Genomic DNA, 25,502 nt, shown 5'->3' on the forward strand with positions numbered 1-25,502 from the left:
GACCCGCGCCTCCCGACTGTGGACAACGCGACGGAACGCGCTTACTGGTAGGTGACCAACGACGGCGTCGGCTGCACGTCCGCCATCGTCTGCCCGGGCGTCAGCATGGGCGTGTCCTCGTCGTAGAAGTTCTTCCAGCCCCAGTGCAGGCCCTCCGGAGCACCCTCGTGCAGCGCCTTCCACGTCGCCTGCTTGTCCGGCTGCGACCCCTGCCCGTCGACGTGCACGAGCATGTCGAGCTCCGGATGGGTCTCCAGCGCCGATCGGTCCTGGATCATCGAGAGCCGGAACTGGTGCAGCACGAGGGCCTTCGGCGGCAGCCCCTCCTTCTCGACGAGCGATGCGAGCCACGAGGACACCTCGTTCACCTCGGACGCCGACACGCTGCCGATCTGCTGGAGCGGCACCTGGTCCTCCGTCAGCCGCCACTCCGGGTCGAGGGCGAGCCAGACGCCGGGCTTCTTCAGCAGCGACTCGTACTTCTTCGCCTGCGACAGGAAGTCCGAGCGCCCCGGCTGCAGGTCGATGATCACGGGCATGTCGGCGTCGTGCGCGGCGTCGACGTAGGGCTCGAGCGTCGACACCGGCAGCTCGGTCGAGTAGTCGCCGTCCGCCCCGGCGTCCCCCGCGGCGACGGTCGCGATGACCTCCATCGCAGGCGTCACCAGCTCGTCGGACTCGGCCCGGTACGGCTTCGCGACCTGCTCGGCACGCTGCACGGTCTCCTTCGGCCCCTGCTCGCCGAGCACACCGAGCGCCGGCGCCCCGGGAGCCCCGTACAGCGCCACGTAGCGGTGCCCGTCGAACGGCCGCTGGCCGCCGTTCCGCAGCTGGTAGCCGCCCTCGGCCGCCCGCACCGTCCACTCCGGGTCCTGCAGCGCGTCGAACGCCGCACCGACCAGGACCGTCTGGTGCTGCTTCCGCTCGTGCAGCGCCGTCACCACGTCGGGCGCGGCAGCCGGGTCGGTCACACCCTTCGGCATGGTCACCACCTTCGCACCGGCGGCCTTGGCGGTCGCCACGGCCGCAGCGTCCGCGCTCGCGTCCGCCACCACAACCGTGGCCTGCCGGGAGGCCCGGGTCGACTCCGGCGCGTCGCCGTCCTCGGGCGCCTTCCGCTGTTCGACGTCCGTGTCGACCGACACGTCGCCCTCGGCCTGGTACCAGTCGGCCCCGAGCCGATCGAGCTCGCCCGCGACGGCAGCGCCACCCTTCACGCCCTTCCCGGTCAGCAGCACCGGGACGTGGGCGCTCGCCGCAGCCTTCGCTGCATCGGAGATCGCGTCGGCATCACCGGCCGTCGCCACGATCGCGCCGGGAGCACTCGCGAACAGGGCCGTGCTCACCCGCACCGACCGAGCCGCGGCGTCGGAGGCGTCGGCGACCGTGACCGTCCCCGCCGTGGCCTTCGCGAGGGTCGGGCGGCTCGTGTCCGGCCCGCTCGACGTGCACCCGGCGGCTCCGAGCAGCAGTCCGGAGACGGCGATCGCGACGAGGACACGAGGGGTGGAACGAGAACGCATCGGGCCACCCTACGAGCCACGCGGAGAGGTCCCTGGGAATCCGACGGGTGTCGTCTCGTAGAAGGGAGGCATGCCCCACCACCCCGACGACCACCCGCTCATCGGAGCCGTCCGGTCGCCCGAGGTCCACTGCATGACCCTCAACGTGCGGCGCCGCGTGCCACGACCGTCCGCGCACCCGGACGCCTGGGAGCGTCGCCGCGATGCCATCACCGCGCTCGTCACGTCCGAAGCGCCCACCGTCCTCGCTGTCCAGGAGGCCCTCCCCACGCAGGCAGACGACCTCACGGTCGGCCTCGGGTCGGGTTGGGAGCCCGTCCTGGTCGGGCGCGGCGCGCGTGGCGGTGGGGAGCAGGTCGGGCTCTTCCTGGACCGCTCCCGGCTCGACGTCGTCGAGCAGCGCACCTGGGCGCTGACCCGCACGCCGAGCCGTCCGGGATCCCGCTCGTGGGCCACGTCCTTCCCCCGGCACGCCGTCGGCGCCGTCGTCGACGACCGCGCGACCGGTGTCCGGTTCCTGGCGATCGCGACGCACCTCGACGTCGCCTCGCCGTGGGCCCGACTGCGGTCCGCCGAACTCCTCGGCCGGATCGTGCGACAGCGCGGCCTGCCCGCCGTCGTGATGGCTGACTGGAACAGTCCGGCAGGGTCCGCACCATGGCGAGCACTGGCGGACGCTGGTGTCGTCGACAGCTGGGGACGGGCCTCCAGGCAGACGGGCGAGCCGTACGGGACGTACCCGCACTACGGGAGTCCGCGTGTCGGCGGCCGGCGCATCGACGGCGTGCTGGTGACGCCGGACGCGACCGTCGACCGGGTGGCCGTGTCGAACCGGCGGCCGGGCGGGGTGTGGCCCTCCGACCACGCGGCCGTGCACGCGGTCGTGCGGTGGGCGTCGTGATCCGGGCGCTCGGGCCGACGTTCCTGCGGCCGAGGTTCCTGGTGGCCGACGTCGTGCGTGCCCTGACGCTCGTGAGCCTGGTCGTCGCGAGCATCGGGTGGGGCGGGACCGCGCTGCCGGTGATGGCGCTGTCGTTGCTCGGGGTCGTGGTGCCGCGGATGCTCGGACTGCGGCCCGCGTTCGACCTGGCGGTGTGCGTACTCGTGCTGCTCGCGGGGTGGTCGAGCGTGCTCGAGTGGTACACGAGCGTGTTCCTGTGGGACAAGTTCATGCACGTCGTGCTCACCGGGCTGCTCGCTGCGGTGCTGTACGTCATCGGCGCCGACCTGCGCGCGGTACCGGCGCCGGACGGGGAGCGCCGGGTGGTCGTCGCGATCCTCGGGCTGTGCGCTGGGCTCGCGATCGGGGCGGCGTGGGAGATGGGGGAGTGGCTCGGGCACAACTTCGTCGACTCGGCGATCTACGTCGGGTACGACGACACCATCGGTGACCTGGCGGCGGACGGGGCCGGCGGGTTGCTCGTCGGGCTCGGGTTGCCGTGGTTGGCGGCCCGGCGTGAGGTGGTGCGGCCGGCTTGACGGTCTCGCCCGGGGTGATCGTGTCGTTTGGGTTGTTCGGGCGGCTCTGGTTGCTTGCTCGGTCCGACTCGCCGTGGCGCGGAGGGGGTCTGGCGTCCGCTATGCTGGACCGGTCGCTCGCGCTCCGGTCGGACGTGGGCGAGGGTCCTCAGGGATCCTGAGTTCTCCGGAACTCGCGGGCTGTGGCGCAGCTTGGTAGCGCACTTGACTGGGGGTCAAGGGGTCGCAGGTTCAAATCCTGTCAGCCCGACCGAACGGCCGGCTCGGACATCGTTCTGAGTCGCCACGACGAAGAAGCCCGCTGAGGATCTCGGTGGGCTTCTTCGTTTCAGTAGCGGTCGTCGGCCGTACGCATAGGGCTCCCTCACTGCGACGATGAGCGGACCACCCATATGAGACACGACTTTGCTCGAGCTGCGTCCGGTTCGAGTCAGGTACGGGAGACCGCGGGGGACCGGCTATCAGGACCGATCCTGGTGTCCAGAAGCTAGTTGCCGAGGGGACAGCCATACCCTGCTCACATGGCCAATCGTCCGAATGCACAAGTCCTACGAGCGATGCATCTGGCAAGCGAGATATCGACGGCCACCGAACAACTCGCCCTTGGGCTCAATCAAGCAGCAAGCCCCTCATGGCAAGCGCGCCAACCGGGTGCTGTCTTTACTCAGCTCTCGCAGGGCGTCGAGCGCGTGCTGAAGGTGACCTACCTGCTCGGCGAGGAGAGCTCTGGGCGTCAAGTTGACCCGAAGTTTGGAGCCGGGCCCGGAGGGCACGCGATCAGCGAACTGGACGGTCGAGTTTTCGCTTCTCTCGCCGCTGGGTCCAAGTCCGCCGTTCCGTACTTACGAGAGCTCGTCGCGGAAGCGTTGGACGACTCTTACTGGCGTGATGTACTCGCTGCGTTGGACGCCTGGGCCGCGACTTCAGGCCGCTACCGGGACCTGGACGCGCTGCGCGGAAAGACTGCCCAAGTAGATCCGGCATGGGTGCCTTGGGAAGAGGCGGAACGCCGAGCCATAACCGAAGGCGGCGGCTGGGCAACGCTGTCAGAGAAGACGCTGAAGGCGAGTCGACTCCGCGTCGTGCAGAGTGTCATGCGCTGGTGGCACACCCTCTATCGGTGTTGGCAGCACGGTCTCGTAGGAGCGGATGGGAGAACCTTTGCTAGCGAACTGAGTCCGCAGAATCTCCACCTCGATACGACAGTCGCCGGGCTGGTCGCCGGCCGTTAGGCCCTCGCTGTCCAACCCGTCTGTTGGGCGATCTTCTACCGGGCGACTGTCAACCTGATCGCTGCCCATGCAGCTCGACCGAGTGCGCGATCGGCATGCTCGGACCCGCCACGCTGCATCGCTTGCCCTCCGGTAAGGACCGTCTCACCAGGGAGGATCGTTCGGTGTCCCGCATCCGCCCTGGTGACGACGGTGGTCTCGAGGCCCGCACGCCGCCGCCGGGCACTGATGCGGTGCGCACTTTCGCTGCTCGGCCAGACCTGATCGTCCCCGCCGGCCACCAGGACGAGTTGTTGGATCTGCTCAACAGGGATGCCAGCTGCTTCGACCCGTGCTGGTGACTGCGCGTACGACTGCTCGTAGAGCGGCCGGAACCTGGGCGGCGTGTCACGCACGTAGCCACCCCACGCAAGCGGCACGAATGGCACCGGGCTGCCCGCCAGCGTCCAGCCGGGCTGCCCGCCAGCGTCCAGTGGGAGCGCTCCGTCCCCGCATCGTCGGTCCACGACCAGACAACGTCTGAAGGCGCGAACGCGATCACCCCAGCCACCGACGGAAGTTTCGCAGCGATCAGCAGCGCTGCCTCGGCTCCCAGCGAGGTACCAACCACCCAGACCCGGTCGCTCACAGACTCCAGCGCGACGATCCGGTCGAAGAAGCACTCCAACGGGACCTCCCACGGGCCCGCATGCTGACCAGGGCCGCCGAACCACCGAATGGACTCTGCGATGAAGCCGTGCTCAGCGAACACCCGCGCACGATCGACATCGACCCTTCCACTAGAACCCGCGATCACCAGCACCGCGTCGCCCGACGCATCGTCCGGGACGAACCGCACGCCCTCAGGCGCCGTGATCGGGATCTGCTGCACGGTCTCATACTGGCCGAGACCTTGGTTCACTAGCCTCGAGACGTGCCCCTGTTCATTCGGTATCAAAGCGCAGCCCCGAACCCACGTGGCACGTTCCCCGGAGTGTTTGCGCTTGCCAACGGCCTCCGGCGCAACGGCATGCTCGACCCTGCTGACGCTCATTGGCTGCTGCGTGCGAACGAGCAGGCCACAGCTCAGTATCGGGATCCGTCGACGGTCGAACCGAACTGCTACGACCCAACGCTTCATCCGGGAGCACGATCCTGGTTCAGAGCTGACGCGACGACCCTGCTCGCGATGTGCGTCGGGTACCTCGACCTCCTCGACCGGTACCGCGTCCCCTGGGTCGAGCTTCGCACCACCTCACCGGGGCGCATCACATACGAGGACGAAGTACAGATCGTCGCGACCCCGATGGACCGGTCCCACGACTGGCCATTCAGACCGTCCCAGTAGCGGATCGGCTACTGAGACCGTCTGCATGCTCTCGCATCACGGCGCCGGGTCAGCGATGATCGTGGCATCACCGCAGAATGGCTGACATCGAGATCGTCATCAGCCTGACGATGGCGTTCACGACTTCGACCGTGTCTCTTCCCCTTCCGGCACCACTCCACGAGGTCACCGAACGCACGGGCGGTAAGGCATGATCGTCAAGTGCTGAACGTGAACCAGCGGCTGACGTCCGCGCTTCTCACCGCTATGGGTGCTGCGCTCCTGCCCACCAGCTGCAGCCACAAAGACGCTCTGCCAGAGGACTACGGGCAGGCGTGGATGTCACAGATGTCGTCGCGGTACGCCGGCGACTACGGCGGAGGCGGCGGCCGACTCGTCCTCGGCGACGACAACCCGAAGAAGGCGACCGCCAGCGTCGCGTTGGAGCAGGACCTCGAAGGCCCGTATGACGTCCTCGCGGTTTGCCGGTCCACTAAGACCGTCCACGTCACCATCCACGCGTTCACCGCCACACCGGATGGCAGCGGCAAATCACTCGACACGAAGGAACGCCTCGGGGAAGCCGACGTCAACTGCGGCGCAACCACCCGAATCCCCATCGACGTCCCGAAGGACCGGGATGGCATCGCCCTCGACGCGTCCACCAACGACCGGTCCGAACGGGCACTGTTCGACACTTTTGTCGTCACCCGAGGAGCCAAGGCGTAACCCGCGAGATATTCAGTCCGCGCGCGGATCTGCTGGCGGCATAGCCCGGGTATGACCGTCACGACTTCGTCCACACCTCCCCGCAGCCTCGTCGAGGGCTCGGCTGATCCGTCCGCGAGCCGATCGGTTATCGGGACGCTGCTCGTTCGGCAGGTTCAAAGGCTGAGGAGCTCGTCCGAGACGGTCCAGAGTCGCTGCGCGAGTGCGGGGTCGAGTGCCCAGGCCTTCACGCCGTGCGGGTGGTCCGCGAGTGCTGCGTCGTCGGGCACGGTGTATGCCTCCTGGCAGTCGTCGAGGTAGTGGCCGCCGGTGTGCGCGAACTCATCCGAGACGGCGGCGACCATGGTCGTCGCGGCGCCCTGTTCGACGGTCTTGTAGGTGAACACGCCTGCTGCTTGGGCCGCGTCGAGGGATGCCTTCTGCTGCTCGGAGAAGTTGCGTTGCAGTCCGGTGGCGATTCCGCCGGGGTTGACGGCGTTGGCGGTGATGCCGTCGTCTGCCCACTTTCGGGTGGCTTCGACTGCGAAGAGGGAGTTCGCGGTCTTTGACTGCGCGTACGCGATCTGGGGGTCGTAGGGGCGGCGGTCGAAGTCGAGGTCATCGAAGTCGAGGCCAGCGCGCATGTGCGCGGTGGAGGTGAGTGCCACGACGCGGGCTTCGCCGCGCTCCGTGGCGCCTGCCGCGAGAGCCCGGTGCAAGCCGGATGCGAGTGCGTGGTGTCCGAGGTGGTTCGTGGCGAATTGGAGCTCTCGACCGGTCATGGTGCGCTCGAGGCCGGCCGTGACGACTCCAGCGTTGTTCACCAACAGGTGCAGCGGCCCGTCCCATGCGTTGACGAAGGCCGTGATGGAGCCGACGTCGGCAAGGTCGAGTCGGGCGACGGCCGGACTGCGCATCGTCGACGCCTCGATCAGGGCCGCGACGTTCGCGCCGGCGGCGGGGTCTCGCACTGCGAGCGTCACGGAAGCACCGGCACCTGTGAGTGCACGGGCAGTCTCGACTCCGAGTCCGGAGGATGCCCCGGTGACGACAGCACGGAGCCCGGAGAGGTCGAGCCCCTCGACGACGTCGGCCGCGGTGCTGCTCGCGGTGAACCGGGTGGTGATCAGTGGGGAGGTCATGTCATTACTATACGGATTAGACAGTAATAGTCTAGTAAGTAGAGTTGCCGGTAGGCTTGTCTCGTGCCTACTCCCGCTGCTCGAACCGAAGACAGCCGCCGACGCTCGGTGTTGGAGTCCGCGCTCGAGACGTTCGCTCGCGTGGGCTACCGAGGCGCGTCGATGCAAGCGATCGCCAGGGCCGCGCGGATCTCGCGACCGGGCCTGTACTTCCTGTTCGAGTCCAAGGAAGCCTTGTTCCGCGAGGCCGTGTCGCACGTGCTGTCGTCAGATCTCGACGCCGTCGAGCAGATCCTCGCGGAGGACGCGAGGCCGTTCGCGGATCGGCTCGTGGCCGCGTTCGATCGCTGGGCAGGGAGGTACATCGGTCCGATGGTCCGCGATGTGCCGACCGTCATCGCGGACAACCCGGATCTACTCGATGATGCCGCCCGAGCAGCGCCGGCCCGGTTCGCCGTCCTCCTGACGGCTGCCGTGAGCGTCGAGATGGGGAACGGTGTGGTGGTCGCGCATACCCTGAACAGCGTGTCGGTCGGGTTGATCCATCAGGTCGCCACACGCGAGGAGTACCTCGAACGCCTTCGCGTAGCGGTCGAACTCCTCACCTGATCGCCTCTCGCCGATCGGCTTCCGACGCCCGGTGAAGGATGAGCCACCGGATCCGCTAGTGGAGAGTTGAACGCAAGCATGTTGTCCCGTATCCAGCCTCGCGTGCTCGGCCTTGCGATCGGCGTCGGGGCGCTGGTTGCGGGACTCGTCATGGCCCTCCTGGGCGCCGGCCTTGGTTACGTCGGGCTCGTAGCCGGCGGGCTGGTCATCGCTGCGATGGGACTGCTGGCGGCAATCGTTGGTGCGATCGGTTTCGCCCGACACGGGTCCGCCCGAACCGAGCGTGAGTGAACGAAGCGAACATGAGCCACTGATAGGCGTGCCCGATAGTCCATGGTTCGTCGGCCGATGGTCTAGATCCGGACGGTCGTGAAGGCTTCGTCAAGGAGCTGCCCTACCGGTGTCTCGCCGTTGCGTCGCGTCCACTCCGCCAGAGCGACGTCGAGACAGGACAGTGCTGTGTGGATGAGCGTCTGGGCCCGGAACTGGACACTTTCGCCGGGGCCGTCGAGGCGGCCGACGATGACCGGTTCGAGCATGGCGGCCCAGGCGATGTGCTTCTCGAGGTTCCCAGCGCGGAGGGACGCGGTGCTCATCATGACCCTCATCGTGCGAAGCCCTGACTCCGTAGCTTCTGCCGTGTTCTCCTCGACCGGGTCGAACGCATGACGGAGGACCGTCCACACGGGTTCACCTGCGGGGCGGGCGGCGGCGGAGTCTCGGACGACCTGCCCGAAGGGCGCCGGGTCGCCGAGGACGACGTCCTCTTTCGCGGGGAAGTAGCGGAAGAAGCTCCGCGAGGACATGCCGACCGCGTTCGCGATGTCGTCGACGGTCGTGTTGTCGAACCCGCGCTCGTCGAACAAGCGCATCGCCTGGTCGGCGACGTGATCGCGGACCGATGCGCGGGTGACGCTCCGCAGGCCGGCCGGCGGCACGCTCGTGGGTTCGCTCATACCCCTGAGGATAGCCGACTCTCTGACAGTTTCCGCACAAGGTGTCACACACTGTCAGGCGTGACGTAGTGTGTAGTCATGACGACGGAAGGACACGGCATGAAGAAGCGAGTACTCGGCGATCAGGGGTTCGAGACCTCCGCGATCGGCTACGGCGCGATGGGGATCTCCCTCGCCTACGGCCCCGGCGATGAGCAAGAGGGCATCGCCACGATCCAAAAGGCCCACGACCTCGGGGTGACGTTCTTCGACACTGCCGAGCTCTACGGCTGGGGCGAGAACGAGCAGATCCTCGGCCGCGCGGTGAAAGGCTTCCGCGACGACATCCAGATCGCGACGAAGTTCGGCTTCACCCACGACTACGGCCAGGACAGCCGTCCCGACCACATCCGCGAGGTCCTCGACAACAGCCTCCGCTACCTCGGCACCGACCACGTCGACGTCCTCTACCAGCATCGTGTCGACCCGAACGTCCCCATCGAGGACGTCGCCGGCACCGTCAAGGAACTCATCGACGCCGGAAAGGTCAAGTACTTCGGCCTCAGCGAGGCCGGCCCCGAGACCATCCGCCGTGCCCACGCCGTGCAGCCGGTGTCCATGCTCCAGACCGAGTACTCCCTGTTCGAGCGGGAGGTCGAGACGATCTTCCCGACCCTCACCGAACTCGGCATCGGCTTCGTGCCCTACTCGCCGCTCGGCCGTGGGTTCCTCACCGGCACCGCCAAGCCCGCCGGCGACTACGACGAGACCGACATGCGCCGCACCGACCCGCGTTGGCAGCCCGGCAACTACGAGAAGAACCTCGATGCCACCCGCCAGCTCGCCTCCCTCGCGGAGAGCAAGGGCGGCACCGTCGCCCAGCTCGCTCTCGCCTGGCTCCTCGCCCAGGGCGAGCACATCGTCCCGATCCCTGGCACCCGCAGCGTCGCCCGCATCGAGGAGAACGTCGGCGCCACCGGCTTCACCCTCGACCAGGCAGACCTCGAGCGCATCGCCGAGATCCTCCCCACGGGCGGGTTCGGTGCCCGCTACGCGGCCGAGAACCTCCCCGCCTGGCACTGACTTCCATCCCTCCCCCCGCAGATCACCACCACAGAAAGAACAACCTCATGAGCGACTCCACCAAGATCGTTGACGCCCTGTTCAACTACCGCGTCACCGACGAGGCCCGCTACCAGCAGTACCTGGACAAGGTCCTCCCCGTCACCGAGAAGGACGAGCCCTACGTCCTCAGCTACCAGATCTTTCGCGGCGCCGACGGCTCGCTGTACCAGCACGAGGTCTGCGAGGACGAAGCCGCCATCGTCAAGCACATGACCCTGACGGCCTCGGGCCAGGAGGACTTCGCCGCCTCGACCGAGTTCATCTCGACCACCATGCTCGGCCCGGTCAGCGACGAGTTCCGTGCCCAGTACGGCATCGACACCGAGTTCCTCCCCTTCAAGACCGTCACCCGCTAGAACCCCCGCGCCGACCCGAACGGCGCCAGCACCACCGGCGCGGCCACCCACCCGCCACCAGCACCGGACACCCCGGGGTCGTCACCGCAACGAGCACCGCGCCCGACGGCCTCGGGGCGCACCCGCGGTCAGCACCGCGAACAGCAACCCCACCGACAAACCCACCCTTGATATAAGAGGAGCCAACGTGGCCGACAACCAGCCCCACGTGACCCTGAACAACGGCGTGACCATGCCCGCCATCGGGCTCGGCGTCTACCAAAGCACCCCCGAAGAGACCACCACCGCTGTCGTTGCGGCTCTTGAAGCCGGGTACCGACACATCGACACCGCCGCTGCGTACTTCAACGAGACACAGGTCGGCGAAGGCATCAAGCGCGCCGGGATCGACCGCTCCGAGATCTTCGTCGAGACGAAGCTCTGGATGAGCGACTACGGCTACGAGGAGAGCCTGCGCGGCTTCGAGAAGAGCCGTCGCAAGCTCGACGTCGACCAGATCGACCTCCTGCTGCTCCACCAGCCCCTCGCAGTCGAGTTCGACAAGACGATCGCTGCTTACCGGGCCCTCGAGACCCTCCTCGCCGACGGCCGCGTCCGCGCGATCGGCGTCTCCAACTTCATGCCGAGCCAGCTGCAGCAGCTGATCGATGCATCGACCGTGGTGCCGGCGGCCAACCAGATCGAGGTGCACCCCTACTTCTCCCAGCCTGAGTGGCGTGCAGCCAACGAGCAGCACGGCATCCTCACCCAGTCGTGGTCACCCATCGGTGGGTCGTACACCTACGGTGACGCCACCAAGAACCCGTTCGAGGAGCCCGTCCTCACCGACCTCGCCGCCCGCTACGGCAAGACCCCCGCCCAGGTCATGCTCCGGTGGCACATCGAGCACGGCTTCTCGGCCATCCCGAAGTCCGTCAAGCCGCACCGCATCGCGGAGAACTTCGACGTGTTCGACTTCACCCTCACCCCGACCGAGGTCGCAGCGATCGACGCCCTCGACACGGGCGTCCGCGGCGGACCCGACTCCAACACTCTCAACCTCGACAACTACGGATTCCCGATCCCCGACTGACGAACTGATCGGCGGCCTGTCTTCACGCCGCTTAACAAGACAGAGCCCCGGGCGTCGAAATGATGGCGTTCGGGGCTCTGTCCCTTTTTGCGACTTGCTCAAGTGCCAGCCGCATCGTTTTTGGCTGACCAATAGGGGATCCATCAACGGGCGGCGGACCTGCCGGCATCCCACGGCCGACAGGTCCTTCTCTACTAAGCGCGCTCGACAGGGAGCCAGAGCTCGCAGGTGGCCGTGCTGAAGTCGCCGGCGCGGTCGAGTACCGCGACGATGGACGGTCCAGGCCGGAGCCGCCAGGGGTTCGACGGGAACCAGTCGGTCGCGGTCGCGGCCCATGCCTCCTGCAGCGCAGCCGGATACTCGCCCTCGGTGCGGAAAACGGCCCACGTGCCGGCCGGAACCTCGATCGTGTCGAGATCTCCGATCATCGGAGCCTTCCCCGTGACGGCTACTCCGTGAAGGTAGGTCAGTTCGCTCCCCTCGGTGTAGTCCGGGTCGACGTCGGCGCTGACCTGGAGCAGGCCGGCCGGTTCGGTGTCGCTCAGGTCTTTGAGGCGTGCGTGTTCTGCTGCCGGAAGTGAGGCGATGTGGGCTTGGATCTGCTGGTTGATGCCCTCGTGGATGAGGGGCACGCGGATGGCGTGGCCGATGAGGTGAAACGCCGGTCGATCGGTGATGCGGGTGTCCATGGTGATGTTCCCTTCTACGGTCAGGCGGAACCTGAGCTGCGGTTGCGTTCGAAGGGGGCCGCCATTTCGCTTGACGCTGCCGACGTCGACACCGTGCACCGAGCGGAACGCTCGACCGAATGCCTCGGTGGAGCCGTAGCCGTACCGCACCGCGATGCTCAACAGGTCTTCGTCTCCGAGGACATCCGCTGCCGCGACTGAAATTCGGCGACGCCGGATGTACTCCGACAGGGGCATCCCAGCGAGTGACGAGAACATCCGACGGAGGTGGTACTCCGTCGTGCCGAGTTCCCTCGCCAAGGATGCAACGTCGAGGTCGTCATCCAGGCGACCTTCGACCAGTTCGCACCCTACTATCGCGGTCCGATCGGATCGCCTCTGTGCTCCGGAACGTGCCCGTTAGCCGGTCGGCCACCGGACGGTCCGAGGAGCGCATCGTCGCGTCATGAACGCACTACTTATCGGATACGCACGCGTGTCCACATACGAACAAGACCTCACCGCCCAACGCGTCGCCCTCGAACGACTCGGCGTCCTTCCGGCCGACATCCATACCGACCATGGGCTGACCGGCACGAACAGAGCTCGACCAGGGCTCCGCGAGGCCCTGGCTGCCTGCCGCGACGGCGACACCCTCGTCATCGCGAAGCTGGATCGGCTCGCGAGGTCGCTCCGCGACGCGAAGGACATCATCGACGAGCTGACCGCGAAGAACGTCAAGCTCAACATCGGGGGCTCGGTTCACGATCCAAAAGACCCCGTTGGCAGGCTGCTCTTCAACGTCCTGGCGATGGTCGCGGAGTTCGAATCGGACCTCATCCGTGCCCGGACCAAAGAGGGCATGCAGATCGCGCGAGCGAAGGGCCACCTGAAGGGCCGACAACCGAAGCTCAGCACCGCGCAGCAGCGACATCTCTTTGAAGTGCACCAAGCCGGCACGCACTCGGTACAGGAGCTCGCTGAACTCTTCGCCATCGGCCGAGCCACCGTCTACCGCTGCATCGAGCGGCAGTCCCGCCTCAACCGTCAACCGAACCGGCATCCGCTCCCGGACCTCGTCCGAGAGCGGATTGGCTATCGAGACGGCTCGCTAGCCCCGTTCGTCCGTGTCGCCGGTACCATCCGAGGACGACGATCAAGGGTGTAGATGGTGTGGGACTGGATCAACGAATACGGGTCAGCGATCGGCGCGGTAGCAGGTGTGGTGGCAGCGCTTGTGGCGATCTTCGCGTTGATTTCTGCTGCGTCGGATAGTAAGGCGCGGTCTCAGCCGATGGTGACGGCAGAGTTCCGGCCGGCACCAGACAGCGATTCGTCGATCGAGTTCGTGGTATCCAACCTCGGCGCGACTCCCGCGCGCGACGTTCGGGTTGGGTTCACACCCCCGATCACCCTGCCCGCAGAGACCAGTGGACTGGTTGCGCCGTACTTGGTGCAGCGGTATCAGCGGGCGATCCCTGTTCTCAATCCGGGGCAGCTTCTGTCCAACACCTGGTGGGCTGGTGAAGCCGGCTCAGGCGCCGAACTAACGAATAGGGAGCCGACCCCGGATGAGGTGCGGGTCGATGTCTCATACAAAGGGCTGGGCTGGTTCCGGATTCGTGACTCCTTCGACCTCACCATCGAGACGGTAACCCTGACAACGTACAGCGTGAGCTCCTCGTCGACGAAGGGGCGGATGAAGACGATCGACGAGAGTCTGCGGAAGATCCGGGATCACCTTGCGACCATCGCGAAGAAGGTCAGCTGACCCGCGGGGTCAGTGCATGGCCGGTAGCCGATCGGCCATCGAGACGGCCAGGGACCGCTGCAGCGGTCGGATCTCATATGCTCCGTGCATGGGGATGAACAAGGACCAGCAGCTCACGGTCATCGGCGGAGCCCTTGTGGCAGTGTTCGCCGGCGTGGGCGTGATCGTCGCGTGGGCGACGGGGTTCATCACCCTCTAGTCGCTCGCTGAGCGATCGGCTGTAGGCGATCGAGACGACACGGTGGTCTGTGCCTCTGGTCTCCGGGCACGACCTAGGGTGAATGGATGTCTTGGGTCTCTGAGGATTCCGGTTCCCTGGCGGTGACTAAGTCCGGCGGGACGCCCGGGCGTCGGACGTTGCTGTCCGTCTTGCCGTTGACGACGGCGTGGGTGGGAGCCGCAGCTGTTGTTGCCGTCCCGATCGCAGGCGTTGTCGTCGGTTCCGTTGTCGAGCGTTCGCCCAGTGGGTTGTCCTTCATCCTGATCATGGTCCCGGTGCTCGTAGGAGCGGCGGCGGCGACATTCGTGTGCGGGCTCGCTGCTGGAGCGTTGGCGGGTCTACCGGATTGGTTCCTGCGTCGACGTCCACTCGGCACGGTCGGCGTCGTCGCGGCCGTTGTAATCCTGACTGTGCTCGTGGCGGGCGCATCGGGCGCCGCGTTTCTGGTGGCGCCGTACTTGGTCCCATGGCCGGTACTGACGCAGGTTTGCGTTGTGGCAGCCGCGACAGCGATCGCGACGCTGGTGGTTGTCGCATTGCACCGCCGACGCGAACGTCGACGACACCAGTAGACGAGCGGCCTCGCTGCTGCCCCTGGTGGGCGGAACGGCGTCCGGAGGCGGATCGGCTACCGGATTTCTCCTTCCGCCCCTGAATTGAAAGTTTGCCCTATCCACTTCTGCGGGCGGGGGCAAGACCTTGCCCCGGGTGGATCCGCGAGTGCCCGGCGCTCCGCAGTTCATGCGGTGCGTGCTGCCCCGGCGGTCGAGCGTCAGCGGAACCGGTTCACGAGCGCGGCGACGATCGGGACACGTGTCAGCAACACGATGATCGCGTAGCCGATGACTCCACCGAGGGTGTTCTAGATTAAGTCGTTGACGTCAGCGACGTGACCACCGGAGAACAGCTTCTGCGCGGCGAGTTGCAGGAGCTCGATCGTCAGGCTGACGGCCGCGGAGGTGAGCAGCGCCTTCCACCACCGCGGACGCCGCATGAGGAGCTGCAGGAGGACGCCCAGTGGCACGAACACCGCCACGTTGGTGAGCGCGTCCGCGAGCTCGTAGTCGTGGAACGGGATCAGCGCCAGCGCCGGTGCCCACGGCTCGTCGCTCGAGGTCGGGTAAAGGAAGATTGGGAAGACCGTGTTCGCGAGGATCCCCGCGGCGTAGACGGCGATCGCGGCGGCGACGGCAACACGCGGCCACGTGAAGCGCCGTCCCCTGAGCAGGAGCGCCAGCTGGACGACGAACACGACGACACCGAAGGGAACGGCAACCGGCAGGACGGGGACTTCGTCGAACGGGTTGGAAGACATCTGGAGAAGCCTAGTGACGCTGAGCTGCTGCGGAGGACCAACGAGCGTCGACCGCCGCAGGTGCTCGCGTTCCGCGATCCGTCAGGACGCACGCGACCGCACGGCGGACGCGTGATCGGGGCTCTGCAGCGCAACCCCTGACGGACGGGAGGCCCGGTGCCAGCTGGCACCGTCCCTCCCGGCACGGCCGTCACCCCGCTGGCGCGGTGCGCCGGTACCGGCGGGTGGGGCCCACCTCCCTCCCTTTCGCTTCTGGTTCCGTCAAGTACTGCACTCGATGAGTTGTTCATGTTGCAGGTGGAATCGACGTCCGCATCTCTGCGCAACGCGCTCACTGTGGGTGACGATCACGAACTTGGTTCCTGCTTCCTGCAGCCGGTCGAAGAGGGCGAGCACGTCGTCTTCGGTCGTCTCGTCGAGTGCTCCGGTGGGCTCATCGGCAAGGACGACGGCGGGGCGCTTCGCGATGGCCCGAGCGATCGCGACGCGCTGCGCTTCTCCTCCCGACAGTCGTCGTGGGCGCTTGCCGGCAAGGTGACTGATCCCGACCGCCTCGAGGGCGTCGTGTGCTCGGTGGGCCGAGCCGTCACGAGCAGGAACTCCGAGCCGGACGTTGTCGAGCACGCTGCGGTCCCCGAGCAGGCTGTGGTCCTGGGTGACGATGCCGATGTGTCGGAGCCGGTGGGCCGCCATCCTGGACGCGGTGCGCTCGAGCACGTGCCCATCGTGCTCGTAGGTCCCGCCGAAGTCGGTGTCCAGGCCGGCGAGGATCCGGAGCAGCGTGCTCTTGCCGGATCCGCTCCGACCGGTGATGGCTACTGACCGATCGTCGTCGCGAAGGTCGAAGTGCAGTCGGTCGAACAGTGCTCGGGTCGATCCGTCGGGCTCGGTGATGGTCTTCGAGACGTCGCGCAGCACGATCATCGTGGGGTACCTCTTCGGCGTTGGGTGGTCAGTTCGATGCGGACGGCTCGTCGGCTGAGTGCGCCGTCCGCCACGCACCAGAGCAGGACGGCGGCACCCGCGCCGAGTCGAGCCAGCGCACTGTCGTTGGGGAGCACCGCGCTCGTCGCGAGGAACAGCCCGAACGCGGCGGCGTACTCGGTGAGGCGGCTTGCGCGGAACAGCCGGTTCGTGCGGTTCGGGCTCTTCCCGAGAAGATGGTGCACCCGCGCGACTGGCGCTCGACGGTGATTGAGAAGTCGGTCGAGGAACGCCGTGATGATGCCCACGCCCGCGGTGAGGACGACGAGCAGCGCGGTGACGAGCACCATGTTGTCCTGGATGAGCTGGCGGACGAGGGAGAGCTGCACGAGGTAGGTCGGCACTCCGAGCAACGTGTACGACCCGAAGCCGGTGTCGTCTCCGATCTCGTCGAGTCGCGCGACGACGCCACCGAAATCGAGGCCGCGATCGACGGCGAGGTCGGCGTTCAGTACCTGGAACACCAGGCGTCCGAACAGCTCGGGATCCAACCGGTCGAGTGATGCTCGGTCGAGTCCGGCGAGTGTCGGCGGGTAGGGCACGATCACGGTGTCATCGAGGTAGTGGTTGGCCTCACCGCGGAAGTACATGGCGCTGTCCGGTTCGAGGAAACCGACGACTTCGAGTTCCTGCTCCTGCAGGATGACCGCTCCGGTGAGGTGTTGTCCGAGTTCGTACACGCCGCGGTACTCGTTGCCGAGCAGTACCGGGATCCGGCCGGAACCCCAATCGACGGTGTCCCACTCGATCGGCTTGCCGTCCTGCACGGAGAGTCCTGCGAACTCGTACGCGGTTTCGTTGAGCTGGATGGACTTGATGTCCTGCACGCTCCGTCCGGACTCGTCCTGGTACTTCCCGTTGAGCGTGTACTCCGTGCCGTAGCCGACGTCGAAACGATCGTTGCCGCGGAAGTCCTGGACGGTGACGGGTTGGTCGTACGAGGAGATGAGCTTGAATCCGGGCTCGTCGTCGATGCGATCGACGAACGAGGCGACTCCATCGAGCGCGTGCTGGTCTCGTCGGATCGCTTCGAACGCGTCCGGGTCGAGATCGTCGATCACCGTGTAGAGGTCGGCGTCGGCATCAGCGGACAAGCCCTGGGCCACGGCCTGCGACGTGGACTGGGTGAACGACGCCACGTTGTACCAGCAGAGTGCGAGCAGCACGAGCAGGACGATCTTGGCGATGAGGATCGTCCAGTTGGACCGGAGGTCGTTCACCAGTTCCATCGTCGGCTTCCGTGCCAGAAGGAAGTGGCGGAGACGGCAAGCGCGACCGTCCCGACCGCCGCGACTGCGGCGGTGACGTCGAGGTCGAGGTTGGTGGCGTGCCGTGCAGCTGTCGCGCCCACGAGTGCGGTTGCACAGGCGGCGGTACTGATCACACCGACTCTGATGGCAGCGCTGCGAAGGGTGGTCAGTGGTCGAACCCCCGTCATGAAGCGGACTGCGGCAGCGCGGAGTTCCCATCGTCCGGCTTGCAGACCAGCGATCAGGGCGATGAGCGCGACGACGAGCGCGCCGAGCGTGACCAGAACCGGCGACACAGCGTCGACGTTCGTCCTGCGGTTGGTGCCGTCGTCGATGATCTCGACGCTCCGGCCGGGGAACTGTGCGTTGTAGTGGCGGACACTGCTCGGGCCGTCCAGGAGCAGCCGCTGTGGTGACGCCGAGAACTGCGACGGATCGGCGAGGACCACGTCATCGGACAGCAGACTGTCCGTCCTGACGCCGAGACGACCCACCACGGTGTACGTCGTGCCGTCGATGACGAGGTCGTCGCCGCGGACGGCGACGTCAGCGCCGACGAGAGCCTCGCCGGGACGCCCGGTCAGCGCGTGCCCGTCGTGCAGTGGAACGTCTGTCCACCGTCCCGACAGGATCGCAACGGCGCGGACCCGATCCTCGAGGCCCACGAACACCTTCGTTCCCGGTTCGAACGCGCCCCGGGCGCGCCTGAGTTCGTCGAGTGTCGCGGTCACCCAGGCGCTCTGGCCGGTGCGGAGATCGTTGCCCTCCGCGGCGATGACACGTCGACGAGCGTCGAACACTCCGATCAGCACGGTCAGGAGCATGGCCAGCAGGAGCAGGCCGGCTGTCGCCGTGAGCTGTCGCTTCGTCACGTCTTCTCCTCACGCCGCAGCGGGCGCGAGCTACTGGCTCGCACCCGCTGCGATGTGTCACTTGCCGTAGTAGGTCTTCGCGGAGCCGACACCGCTGCCGGGCTGGTTCGGCCGGTACGGCTTCCACGCGGTCACTGCTTCAGTGCCGGACTTGCCCCACTTCCGGCCAGAGTCAGCGATGATGCTGCTGCCGTGCTCGAGCCGCGCTCGCGTGTAGTGCTGCACGCCTGCCCAGGTCGTCCAACCGTGCGAGCGCTTGTGTGTCGTCCCGCTGATCGTCTTCTTCTCGGCTGCACCACGGTGGTTCACCGCGAACACCGACATCCCGGTCCCTGCGCCATTGATGGTCCCGGCGCCCTCCGACCATCCGCCGACGACCCCCTGCTCCTCGGCATCGCCCTGCGCATGTGCAGGGACTGCGCCGAGGAACACCGTCCCGCCGACGGCCACTGCGGCGAAGCCGGCAGCAATCCGCCGAGCCTGCTGACCGATTCTGTTCATCACATGCTCCTATCCTGAACCCTGAAATCCATACGTTCAGTGGTTAACATGCCAGGAGCAGAACGTTTTGTCCACGGGTGCCGCCTCGGTCGAGGGGGTATCCCTCCGTGCCTAGCCCGCGCCGAGCAACCAACCGTTGTCCGCCGCGATCCGCAGCGCCTCGGTCGCGTTGCGCGCCGCGGTCTTCCCGATGGCGGACGACAGGTGGTTCCGCACGGTGCCCTCGGACAGGTGCAGTGTGCCGGCGACCCCGGCCACGGTCGGCGACGTCCGGAAGGCGATGAGCACGTCGGTCTCCCGCGGGCTGAGCGGGGACGGCCCCGCGGCGAGGGACTCGGCGGCGAGCACGGGGTCGACGACGCGGAAGCCCCCGGCCACCCGGCGGACGGCGTCGGCGAGCTGTTCAGCCGGGGTGTCCTTCACGACGAACCCGGCGGCCCCGGCCTCGAGCGCTCGCCGGAGGTACCCGGGGCGCCCGAACGTCGTGACGATGAGGGACCGGCACGCCGGCAGCTCACGGGCCAGCGTCGCCGCCGCCGTCAGGCCGTCCGCGCCCGGCATCTCGACGTCGAGCAGGGCCACCGTGGCGCCGGACGCCCGTGCGGCGTCGAGCACCTCGTCGCCGCGAGCGACCTGGGCGACGACCTCGATGTCCCGTTCGAGCGAGAGCAGCGAGGCGAGTGCGCCACGGACGAGCGCCTGGTCGTCGGCGACGAGCACCCGGATCGGATCGGTCATCGTGGACTCCTCTCGACTCGGAGCAGGAACCCACCGAGGTCGCTCGTGCCGGTGGTGAGGGCCGCCCCGACGGCGTCCGCGCGTTCCCGGAGACCGCGGAGTCCGTTCCCACCGAGCACGGCCGCGGTCGACGGGGGAGCGAGCACCCCGGTGCCGTCGTCCTCGACGGTCAGCGCCGTCCGGGTCAGCGTCACCCGGACCCGGCTCGCGGCAGCGTGCCGGAGGACGTTGGTGACGCCCTCGCGCAGGACCCAGGCGAACAGGCTGCGAACGTCGTCCCCGGCAGCCTCACCGTCCTCGGGGAGCGCTGCCGTGATCGAGGCAGCGGCCAGCGCGGCGCGGGCGGAGACCAGTTCGGCGTCGAGGTCGGCCTCGCGGTAGCCGCTGACCGCGCGTCGGAGTCCCTGCAGCGCTTCGCGGGAGAGTCGTTCGACGTCCTGCATCTCGGTCTTCGCGCGTGCCGGGTCGACGTCCACCAGCCGGACGGCGAGCTCGGACTTCATCGCGACGACGGTCAGGGAGTGGCCGAGCACGTCGTGCAGGTCGCGGGAGAACCGCGCGCGTTCCTCGACGACCGCGAGGCGGGTGATCTCGTCCTGCGCGACCCCGAGCCGTTGCTCCGCCTCGCGTTGCCGGCCGAAGAACAGCATCGACGCCCCGACGGACACGGTGATGACCGGTGCGAACAGGATGCCGCTGTTCACCGCGGTGTCCCACCCCGTGCTCGCCGCGACGAGGAACTGTGCGCCGACGATGCCGAGCACCACCACCGCGGCCACCCAGAACCGCTCGGCGACGAATCCGGAGAGCGCAGCGACGAGCAGCCAGGTCCAGACCGCGAGGGGTCCGACCACGAAGAGCAGGAGCCCGGCGAGCAGTGCGACTCCGGCGAGCACGAGCACCCGGCCGCGCAGGCTCCGCCGCCACATCAGCTCCGGCGCGAACAGGTACGCCGCGTAGACGACGGCGAGGGCGATGGAGGAGACGACGTGTGCGCGCAGGCTCCGGCCGTCGGTCCACACGGCGATGATCTCGAGCACCTGCCAGAGGAGCGCGAAGACCGCGCCGGCGTACCAGCGGCGGCGTCCGACGCGGATGTCGTCGTCGCTCGCGCCCGGTGGGACGGCCCACGGGAACGAACGGGGTGACGGCCTGGAGGCGCGTGGTGCGTTCTCCGCGCCACGCGCCTCGGCCGTTCTGGTCGCCTCGGACATCGGTGCCAGCGTAGGTCCGTCGGTCACTGTCGTGCGGCGTCGCGTCGGTACCGCCACACGATCACCGCGGCCAGGACGATCGCCCAGCCCGCCAGGACGATGGCCGGCTCGGTCATGCCCGCGGACCCGGTCGCGCCGGCACCCATCTGTCCGATCCGGTTGAGCCAGTAGGAGGGCAGCAGATGTGCGACGGTGCCCATCCAGTCGGGCATCACGCTCAGCGGGACCCACAGCCCGCCGAGGATCGCCAGGCCCATGAACACCACCATGAAGAGCGGCTGCGCGAAGGACGGCTTCGCGAACTGCCCGATCAGGATCGCGATGAGCGCGAACGGGATCACTCCGCACCAGATGCCGAACCCGGCGGCGAACCAGTGCAGCGGGTCGAGCGAGGCGTGCAGGCCGACGGTCGCGACGAGCACCGTGATGACGATGGACACCGCGGCGAAGGCCATCGCGGCGATCACCTTCGACACCATGAACCCCCACCCGGACAACGGCGTCACGCGGAGCTGCCGGTTCCAGCCGATCGACCGCTCGTTGACGATGGCGAACGCCTGGCTGAGCGCGGCCGTCATCGCGCCGTACGAGGCCATCTGCAGCGTCGTGACGACGAGGTACGGCAGACGCGTCGTCGGGTCGGTCTGGGATCCGAAGGCCGAACCGAACACGAGCAGCATGATCACCGGGACGGCGAAGGTGAACACCATCGCGCGGACGTTGCGGAGCTGCCGCTTCGTCTCGAGGTACAGGTAGCGGATCGGCAGCCGGCCGGACGCGGTCACGGTGGTCATGCGAGGACTCCTTCGGGAGCGGTGTCGGTGGGGGCGGAGGCGGGGTCGGCGGTGAGCGCGAGGAAGGCGTCGTCCATGGTCGAGGCGACCACCTGGATGTCGTGCGCCTGCGGGAACGCGGTGAGGAGTGCCCTGAGGGTGTCGTCGCTGCGGTCGGAACGGAGCGTGACGGAGTCGTGCCGAGCCTCCAGGGAGACCACTCCCGGCAGACCGCGCAGCGCGACGTGCGCGTCGGCACCCATCCCGGAGAACCGGACGGCGCGGGTGGCGGTGATCGCCTTGATCTCGGCGGGGGAGCCGTCGGCGACGATCCGACCGGCGCGCATGATGACGATGCGGTCGGCGAAGGCGTCGGCCTCGTCGAGGTAGTGGGTCGCGAAGACGACCGTGCGCCCCGCGTCGGTGAACTCGCGCATCGACGACCAGAACGTGTGCCGGGCCTCGACGTCCATCGCCGCGGTCGGTTCGTCGAGGACCAGCAGGTCCGGGTCCGAGACCACGGCGACCGCGAACCGGGCCCGCTGCAGCTGCCCGCCGGACAGCTTGTTCACCCGGCGTCCGGCGATCTCGGTGCAGCGCGCACGGCGGAGGGCCTCGTCGACCGGCATTGGCCGGCGGTGCGCGGCGGCGACGAGGGCGACCGCCTCCCGGACCGTCATGTCCGGCAGGAGTGCGCCGCCCTGCAGCATCGCGCCGACACGGCCGGCGACCACCGCGGCGCGGGGCTCCTCGCCGAAGAGCAGGGCCTCGCCGGTCGTCGGCGTGGACAGCCCGAGCGCGAGGTCGACCGTCGTGGTCTTGCCCGCGCCGTTCGGGCCGAGGAGGGCGACGACCTCGCCCGGACGGATCGTCAGGTCGACGCCGTCGACCGCGGCCACGGCGCCGAAGCGCTTGCGGAGGTCGCGGAGCTGGATGACCGGTGTGTCGTTCATGCAGCCCACCCTCGTGCACCTCGGCGTGGCACGCCTCGGCCGGACGTCACGATCCCGGCATGACATCTGTCACCCCGCGCACCGCGCACCGCGCTCACACGGCGCGGAGTGCGCGCACGGTCGACTCGAGGTGGCGCCGGCGACCTTCGGGAGCGCGGTCGTCCAGCCGCTCGGCCAGGCGGAGTGCGGCGGAGACCACGATCGGCTGGTCGGCACCGTACGTCCTGACGCCGTCGAACACCGAGTCGACGAGTGTCTCCGCGGTGGGCCAGTGCGGGATGACCCGGACCCGACCGTCGTCGTCGAGGTACCCGGTGATCGCCGACCGACCGCGCCACACGGGGACGAGTGGCGTCGCGGCGAGGTCGAGTGCGCTGACCGCGGTGTAGGGGTCGTTGGAGCCGCTGGCGAGTCCGCGGACGGCGATCTCGACCAGCTGCTGCAGTGCGAAGCCGACGTCCTGGTACGGGGTCCGTGACGAACCGAGGGTCACGAGCGTCAGGAGTCGGCGCCCAGCGCTGTCGAGATCGATCTCCGCGTCCATCGCAACGCCGACCCGGAGCAGGACGTCGCCCTCGATGACGTGGTCACCCGGCATCGCGACGGCCTCGATCACGCAGTCGTGTCCCGTTGCCCAGCCCACCAGCCGCTCCCACTGCACGGACTGCACGTAGCCGTCACCGACTGCGGTGACGTCTGCCCAGCGAGCCGCACCCGCGTGCACCGGACCGACGGTGATCCCGTCGCCGTCCCCGTTGCGGAAGACCTGGCCCACCGCTGCGGCGAGGTCGGTCTGCACCTGCTTCTGCAGCGCGGTGATCTGCACGCTCGACGCGATGTGGTGGATGAAGAAGACCAGGACGGCGACGTCGAGGATGCCGAGGAGCACCGCGACGTGGACGGCGATGACCGGCACGAACGCGGTGCCGTCGTCGACGTCTGTGTGCACGGAGCGGAGCACGACGATCGAGTAGAGGAACGTCGACGTGAACGCGGCGAGGACGAACTGGTTGGCGCGGTCCGCCATGAAGTTGCGGACCAGACGGGGGCCGTACGTCGACGAGGTGGTGGCGAGTACGGAGATCGTGATGGAGAACGACGTGCCCGCCACCGTCAACATCGACGTGCCGATCGTGGTCAGGATGGATCGCCCGCCGCTCGCACTGAGGGCGTCGAGGAACCCGATCCGGGTGGCGCTGTGCACCAGGGCGTGGTCCAGCGTGACCAGGAGCTCCGCAACGACCATCGCGGCGATCCCGAGGAGGGCGGGAAGGAACCAGAACGACTCTCGGACGCGGAGGGCGAGGGTGTGCATGATCCATCATCTCCCGCACAGAGCGGTACCGGACGGCGGCTCAGCGGTCCGGTGTCGGGGAGCCGAGTGTGATCCGTCCGGCGGTGACGGCCAGCGCGACTTCGGCGAGGGGGAGGCCGTTGGCCCGAGCGTGGTCCCGGAGCAAGGCGAACGCGGCGTCGGCGTCGACTCGGTTCCGGCTCGCGATCCAGCCCTTGGCCTGCTCGACGGCCACACGGCTGTCGAGTGCGGCCTGGAGCTGCGCCTGCGTGGTGGCGGCATCGTCGAGCGTGCGCTGCCGGGTGATGGTGATCGTCGCGATGTCGGCCAACGCCCGTGCCGCTGCCACGTCGTCGAGGTCGAACGGGCCGGCGGCGCACCGGAACAGGTTGAGGGACCCGATGACCGACCCTTGTACCCGCAGCGGGATCGAGTGGACCGCGGAGTACCCGACGTCCACGGCGGCCCGAGCGAAGTGTGGCCATCTCGCCTCTGACAGCTCGATGTCGGGGACCGAGACGGCCGTGCCCGTGCGTGCTGCTTCGATGCAAGGGCCCTCGCCGGTCTCGAGTTGCAGGAGTTCGAGGAGGCCGCTGTGGTGACCGGCCGAGGCCGCGATCCGCAATCGCGACGACGGATCGAACACCAGCAGTCCGGCCGCATCAGCATCGAACAACGCCACCGACTCGTCAACGAGCACCTGCATGCCGGCCTCGTGATCCCGCGCGGTGGTGACGTTGCCGACGAGCGTGACGATGGCACGCAACAACCGACCTTCACGGTTCGCGGCCATGTGGCACACTCCTGAATCGATGATCCGAAGTGGCCAGTCGTGCCCTGCTCCAGCAGTCGACGACCGCTTGGCCCTCACTGTACGCGCTTGATCCGACCGGGCGGGAAGAGCCTTCCGCTCCGGTGCAGCCGGCGTCGAGATCGCTCCGGTAGCGTGCCGCCACATGCACTCCGCGCAAGCCCCACTCCCGCGCCTGATCGTCGCGCTCGTGGCACTGGTCGCACTGTTGTTCGCAGTCGTCGCCGCTGCTGTGATCGCCCTCCAGACCTACGTCGGCCACACCGGGCGGCTCGGCGACTGCATGCGCATCGGACTCTGCACCGGGACACCCTTGGCGACCGTCGAGAGCAGGACCGGCGTCACTCTGCCGGAGGGATCGACCCTGATCGAGTCCAAGGCTTCCCGCGACCGCGACTTCATGTCGGCACTGGTGCGCCTTCCCGACGGCACCGAGCCGCCGACCTTTCGGGAGAGCGACCCCGCTGAGCTCACCCAGCGTGCGTCCGCGGCGCTCACCAGCCAGGGGGCCGACGCCCCCAGTGGGCAGATCAGCGGCAAGGTCGCCCTGTTCTCCGGTGCCTCGAGCGGGCACACGATCGTCTACCTCAGGTACGACGCGCACGACTGAGCTGCGTCGTGCTCGGATGCACTACTGTCGTCCGCAGAGGG

The 25,502-nt window shown here is 68.1% G+C and carries 30 protein-coding genes and 1 tRNA gene; 15 read left to right on the forward strand and 16 right to left on the reverse strand.

Annotated features, from left to right (window positions below):
- Positions 1–41: 41 nt before the first annotated feature.
- Positions 42–1,523 (reverse strand): hypothetical protein, encoded by a 1,482-nt coding sequence (locus tag EDF42_RS16665; RefSeq protein ID WP_123673473.1) that lies wholly within the window; start codon positions 1,521–1,523, stop codon positions 42–44.
- A 70-nt stretch (positions 1,524–1,593) separates the two neighbouring features.
- On the opposite strand from EDF42_RS16665, the gene EDF42_RS16670 reads away from it, so the two are divergent.
- The 4 genes from EDF42_RS16670 to EDF42_RS18695 all read left to right on the forward strand — a co-directional run bounded on the left by EDF42_RS16670 (position 1,594) and on the right by EDF42_RS18695 (position 4,234).
- Positions 1,594–2,424 carry an endonuclease/exonuclease/phosphatase family protein gene (locus tag EDF42_RS16670; protein WP_123673475.1) on the forward strand — a complete coding sequence of 277 codons (831 nt, stop codon included), beginning with the start codon at positions 1,594–1,596 and terminating at the stop codon, positions 2,422–2,424.
- Positions 2,412–3,002, forward strand: coding sequence for a hypothetical protein (locus tag EDF42_RS16675; RefSeq protein ID WP_221181040.1), 591 nt, complete (start codon positions 2,412–2,414; stop codon positions 3,000–3,002). The genes EDF42_RS16670 and EDF42_RS16675 overlap by 13 nt, the downstream gene beginning before the upstream one ends.
- Positions 3,003–3,178: 176 nt before the next feature.
- Positions 3,179–3,252: transfer RNA gene (locus EDF42_RS16680), tRNA-Pro, on the forward strand.
- A 271-nt stretch (positions 3,253–3,523) separates the two neighbouring features.
- Positions 3,524–4,234, forward strand: coding sequence for a hypothetical protein (locus EDF42_RS18695; protein WP_148067831.1), 711 nt, complete (start codon positions 3,524–3,526; stop codon positions 4,232–4,234).
- 35 nt (positions 4,235–4,269) lie between these two features.
- Here EDF42_RS18695 and EDF42_RS19410 read toward each other — a convergent pair whose 3' ends face one another.
- Positions 4,270–4,947 carry an acyl-CoA thioester hydrolase/BAAT C-terminal domain-containing protein gene (locus EDF42_RS19410; protein ID WP_395865798.1) on the reverse strand — a complete coding sequence of 226 codons (678 nt, stop codon included), beginning with the start codon at positions 4,945–4,947 and terminating at the stop codon, positions 4,270–4,272.
- Between the two features lie 200 nt (positions 4,948–5,147).
- On the opposite strand from EDF42_RS19410, the gene EDF42_RS16690 reads away from it, so the two are divergent.
- The gene (locus EDF42_RS16690; protein ID WP_123673480.1) at positions 5,148–5,561 is read left to right on the forward strand and encodes a hypothetical protein; all 414 of its coding nucleotides are present in this window, start codon (positions 5,148–5,150) and stop codon (positions 5,559–5,561) included.
- A 201-nt stretch (positions 5,562–5,762) separates the two neighbouring features.
- Positions 5,763–6,269 carry a hypothetical protein gene (locus EDF42_RS16695; RefSeq protein ID WP_123673483.1) on the forward strand — a complete coding sequence of 169 codons (507 nt, stop codon included), beginning with the start codon at positions 5,763–5,765 and terminating at the stop codon, positions 6,267–6,269.
- A 155-nt stretch (positions 6,270–6,424) separates the two neighbouring features.
- On the opposite strand, the gene EDF42_RS16700 is transcribed toward EDF42_RS16695, so the two are convergent.
- Positions 6,425–7,390, reverse strand: coding sequence for an SDR family NAD(P)-dependent oxidoreductase (locus EDF42_RS16700; protein ID WP_123673485.1), 966 nt, complete (start codon positions 7,388–7,390; stop codon positions 6,425–6,427).
- 108 nt (positions 7,391–7,498) lie between these two features.
- On the opposite strand from EDF42_RS16700, the gene EDF42_RS16705 reads away from it, so the two are divergent.
- Entirely contained in the window at positions 7,499–7,999 is a 501-nt protein-coding gene (locus tag EDF42_RS16705) for a TetR/AcrR family transcriptional regulator (RefSeq protein WP_185041024.1), read from the forward strand.
- Between the two features lie 102 nt (positions 8,000–8,101).
- On the forward strand, positions 8,102–8,290 hold the full coding sequence (locus tag EDF42_RS16710; protein WP_148067833.1) for a hypothetical protein: 189 nt from the start codon (positions 8,102–8,104) through the stop codon (positions 8,288–8,290).
- Between the two features lie 62 nt (positions 8,291–8,352).
- On the opposite strand, the gene EDF42_RS16715 is transcribed toward EDF42_RS16710, so the two are convergent.
- The gene (locus tag EDF42_RS16715) at positions 8,353–8,955 is read right to left on the reverse strand and encodes a TetR family transcriptional regulator (protein WP_123673491.1); all 603 of its coding nucleotides are present in this window, start codon (positions 8,953–8,955) and stop codon (positions 8,353–8,355) included.
- A 99-nt stretch (positions 8,956–9,054) separates the two neighbouring features.
- Here EDF42_RS16715 and EDF42_RS16720 point away from each other — a divergent pair, with 99 nt between their 5' ends.
- The 3 genes from EDF42_RS16720 (at position 9,055) to EDF42_RS16730 (ending at position 11,487) form a co-directional block, all read left to right on the forward strand.
- Positions 9,055–10,017, forward strand: coding sequence for an aldo/keto reductase (locus tag EDF42_RS16720; RefSeq protein ID WP_123673493.1), 963 nt, complete (start codon positions 9,055–9,057; stop codon positions 10,015–10,017).
- 47 nt (positions 10,018–10,064) lie between these two features.
- Positions 10,065–10,415: a hypothetical protein gene (locus tag EDF42_RS16725; protein WP_123673495.1), complete on the forward strand. Its 351-nt coding sequence runs from the start codon at positions 10,065–10,067 to the stop codon at positions 10,413–10,415.
- 187 nt (positions 10,416–10,602) lie between these two features.
- On the forward strand, positions 10,603–11,487 hold the full coding sequence (locus EDF42_RS16730) for an aldo/keto reductase (protein ID WP_395865806.1): 885 nt from the start codon (positions 10,603–10,605) through the stop codon (positions 11,485–11,487).
- A 194-nt stretch (positions 11,488–11,681) separates the two neighbouring features.
- Here EDF42_RS16730 and EDF42_RS16735 read toward each other — a convergent pair whose 3' ends face one another.
- A complete protein-coding gene (locus EDF42_RS16735; RefSeq protein WP_395865828.1) occupies positions 11,682–12,518 on the reverse strand; it encodes a GyrI-like domain-containing protein in 837 nt (278 codons plus the stop codon).
- Between the two features lie 103 nt (positions 12,519–12,621).
- On the opposite strand from EDF42_RS16735, the gene EDF42_RS16740 reads away from it, so the two are divergent.
- The 3 genes from EDF42_RS16740 (at position 12,622) to EDF42_RS18700 (ending at position 14,718) form a co-directional block, all read left to right on the forward strand.
- Positions 12,622–13,323: a recombinase family protein gene (locus EDF42_RS16740; protein WP_123673499.1), complete on the forward strand. Its 702-nt coding sequence runs from the start codon at positions 12,622–12,624 to the stop codon at positions 13,321–13,323.
- Between the two features lie 3 nt (positions 13,324–13,326).
- The gene (locus EDF42_RS16745; protein WP_148067835.1) at positions 13,327–13,926 is read left to right on the forward strand and encodes a hypothetical protein; all 600 of its coding nucleotides are present in this window, start codon (positions 13,327–13,329) and stop codon (positions 13,924–13,926) included.
- Between the two features lie 285 nt (positions 13,927–14,211).
- Positions 14,212–14,718, forward strand: coding sequence for a hypothetical protein (locus EDF42_RS18700; RefSeq protein WP_148067837.1), 507 nt, complete (start codon positions 14,212–14,214; stop codon positions 14,716–14,718).
- 290 nt (positions 14,719–15,008) lie between these two features.
- Here EDF42_RS18700 and EDF42_RS16750 read toward each other — a convergent pair whose 3' ends face one another.
- The 11 genes from EDF42_RS16750 to EDF42_RS16800 form a co-directional block, all read right to left on the reverse strand.
- Complete coding sequence (locus tag EDF42_RS16750; protein WP_123673504.1) at positions 15,009–15,461, reverse strand: VanZ family protein; 453 nt, start codon at positions 15,459–15,461, stop codon at positions 15,009–15,011.
- Positions 15,462–15,722: 261 nt separating this feature from the next.
- Positions 15,723–16,385 (reverse strand): ABC transporter ATP-binding protein, encoded by a 663-nt coding sequence (locus tag EDF42_RS16755; RefSeq protein WP_123673506.1) that lies wholly within the window; start codon positions 16,383–16,385, stop codon positions 15,723–15,725.
- The gene (locus EDF42_RS16760) at positions 16,382–17,665 is read right to left on the reverse strand and encodes a hypothetical protein (RefSeq protein WP_148067840.1); all 1,284 of its coding nucleotides are present in this window, start codon (positions 17,663–17,665) and stop codon (positions 16,382–16,384) included. Before EDF42_RS16760 ends, EDF42_RS16755 begins: the two co-directional genes overlap by 4 nt.
- Complete coding sequence (locus EDF42_RS16765) at positions 17,662–18,567, reverse strand: hypothetical protein (protein WP_123673509.1); 906 nt, start codon at positions 18,565–18,567, stop codon at positions 17,662–17,664. Before EDF42_RS16765 ends, EDF42_RS16760 begins: the two co-directional genes overlap by 4 nt.
- A gap of 57 nt (positions 18,568–18,624) precedes the next feature.
- A complete protein-coding gene (locus EDF42_RS16770; RefSeq protein WP_131922631.1) occupies positions 18,625–19,068 on the reverse strand; it encodes a hypothetical protein in 444 nt (147 codons plus the stop codon).
- Positions 19,069–19,179: 111 nt separating this feature from the next.
- Positions 19,180–19,806, reverse strand: coding sequence for a response regulator transcription factor (locus EDF42_RS16775; RefSeq protein ID WP_123673513.1), 627 nt, complete (start codon positions 19,804–19,806; stop codon positions 19,180–19,182).
- Positions 19,803–21,020 carry a sensor histidine kinase gene (locus tag EDF42_RS16780; RefSeq protein WP_123673515.1) on the reverse strand — a complete coding sequence of 406 codons (1,218 nt, stop codon included), beginning with the start codon at positions 21,018–21,020 and terminating at the stop codon, positions 19,803–19,805. Before EDF42_RS16780 ends, EDF42_RS16775 begins: the two co-directional genes overlap by 4 nt.
- A 23-nt stretch (positions 21,021–21,043) precedes the next feature.
- Positions 21,044–21,814 carry an ABC transporter permease gene (locus EDF42_RS16785; RefSeq protein ID WP_185002588.1) on the reverse strand — a complete coding sequence of 257 codons (771 nt, stop codon included), beginning with the start codon at positions 21,812–21,814 and terminating at the stop codon, positions 21,044–21,046.
- Positions 21,811–22,746, reverse strand: coding sequence for an ABC transporter ATP-binding protein (locus tag EDF42_RS16790; RefSeq protein ID WP_123673517.1), 936 nt, complete (start codon positions 22,744–22,746; stop codon positions 21,811–21,813). The genes EDF42_RS16785 and EDF42_RS16790 overlap by 4 nt, the downstream gene beginning before the upstream one ends.
- Before the next feature lie 94 nt (positions 22,747–22,840).
- On the reverse strand, positions 22,841–24,061 hold the full coding sequence (locus EDF42_RS16795) for a DUF2254 domain-containing protein (RefSeq protein ID WP_123673519.1): 1,221 nt from the start codon (positions 24,059–24,061) through the stop codon (positions 22,841–22,843).
- 40 nt (positions 24,062–24,101) lie between these two features.
- Positions 24,102–24,806, reverse strand: a complete 705-nt coding sequence (locus EDF42_RS16800; RefSeq protein WP_260212486.1) for a GAF and ANTAR domain-containing protein — start codon at positions 24,804–24,806, stop codon at positions 24,102–24,104.
- Between the two features lie 190 nt (positions 24,807–24,996).
- On the opposite strand from EDF42_RS16800, the gene EDF42_RS16805 reads away from it, so the two are divergent.
- On the forward strand, positions 24,997–25,461 hold the full coding sequence (locus tag EDF42_RS16805) for a hypothetical protein (protein ID WP_123673520.1): 465 nt from the start codon (positions 24,997–24,999) through the stop codon (positions 25,459–25,461).
- Positions 25,462–25,502 lie beyond the last annotated feature (41 nt).

This window comes from Curtobacterium sp. PhB172, assembly GCF_003752545.1.
Taxonomy (GTDB): domain Bacteria; phylum Actinomycetota; class Actinomycetes; order Actinomycetales; family Microbacteriaceae; genus Curtobacterium.

What these genes read in the sequence shown, in the direction of transcription:
- EDF42_RS16770 (WP_131922631.1), bottom strand. Translation starts at nt 19,068, where the DNA reads ATGAACAGAATCGGTCAGCAGGCTCGGCGGATTGCTGCCGGCTTCGCC.
- EDF42_RS16725 (WP_123673495.1), top strand. Translation starts at nt 10,065, where the DNA reads ATGAGCGACTCCACCAAGATCGTTGACGCCCTGTTCAACTACCGCGTC.
- EDF42_RS16785 (WP_185002588.1), bottom strand. Translation starts at nt 21,814, where the DNA reads ATGACCACCGTGACCGCGTCCGGCCGGCTGCCGATCCGCTACCTGTAC.
- EDF42_RS16755 (WP_123673506.1), bottom strand. Translation starts at nt 16,385, where the DNA reads ATGATCGTGCTGCGCGACGTCTCGAAGACCATCACCGAGCCCGACGGA.
- EDF42_RS16740 (WP_123673499.1), top strand. Translation starts at nt 12,622, where the DNA reads ATGAACGCACTACTTATCGGATACGCACGCGTGTCCACATACGAACAA.
- EDF42_RS16780 (WP_123673515.1), bottom strand. Translation starts at nt 21,020, where the DNA reads ATGTCCGAGGCGACCAGAACGGCCGAGGCGCGTGGCGCGGAGAACGCA.
- EDF42_RS18700 (WP_148067837.1), top strand. Translation starts at nt 14,212, where the DNA reads ATGTCTTGGGTCTCTGAGGATTCCGGTTCCCTGGCGGTGACTAAGTCC.
- EDF42_RS16700 (WP_123673485.1), bottom strand. Translation starts at nt 7,390, where the DNA reads ATGACCTCCCCACTGATCACCACCCGGTTCACCGCGAGCAGCACCGCG.
- EDF42_RS16715 (WP_123673491.1), bottom strand. Translation starts at nt 8,955, where the DNA reads ATGAGCGAACCCACGAGCGTGCCGCCGGCCGGCCTGCGGAGCGTCACC.
- EDF42_RS16665 (WP_123673473.1), bottom strand. Translation starts at nt 1,523, where the DNA reads ATGCGTTCTCGTTCCACCCCTCGTGTCCTCGTCGCGATCGCCGTCTCC.
- EDF42_RS16670 (WP_123673475.1), top strand. Translation starts at nt 1,594, where the DNA reads ATGCCCCACCACCCCGACGACCACCCGCTCATCGGAGCCGTCCGGTCG.
- EDF42_RS16790 (WP_123673517.1), bottom strand. Translation starts at nt 22,746, where the DNA reads ATGAACGACACACCGGTCATCCAGCTCCGCGACCTCCGCAAGCGCTTC.
- EDF42_RS16720 (WP_123673493.1), top strand. Translation starts at nt 9,055, where the DNA reads ATGAAGAAGCGAGTACTCGGCGATCAGGGGTTCGAGACCTCCGCGATC.
- EDF42_RS16750 (WP_123673504.1), bottom strand. Translation starts at nt 15,461, where the DNA reads ATGTCTTCCAACCCGTTCGACGAAGTCCCCGTCCTGCCGGTTGCCGTT.
- EDF42_RS18695 (WP_148067831.1), top strand. Translation starts at nt 3,524, where the DNA reads ATGGCCAATCGTCCGAATGCACAAGTCCTACGAGCGATGCATCTGGCA.
- EDF42_RS16805 (WP_123673520.1), top strand. Translation starts at nt 24,997, where the DNA reads ATGCACTCCGCGCAAGCCCCACTCCCGCGCCTGATCGTCGCGCTCGTG.
- EDF42_RS16775 (WP_123673513.1), bottom strand. Translation starts at nt 19,806, where the DNA reads ATGACCGATCCGATCCGGGTGCTCGTCGCCGACGACCAGGCGCTCGTC.
- EDF42_RS16795 (WP_123673519.1), bottom strand. Translation starts at nt 24,061, where the DNA reads ATGCACACCCTCGCCCTCCGCGTCCGAGAGTCGTTCTGGTTCCTTCCC.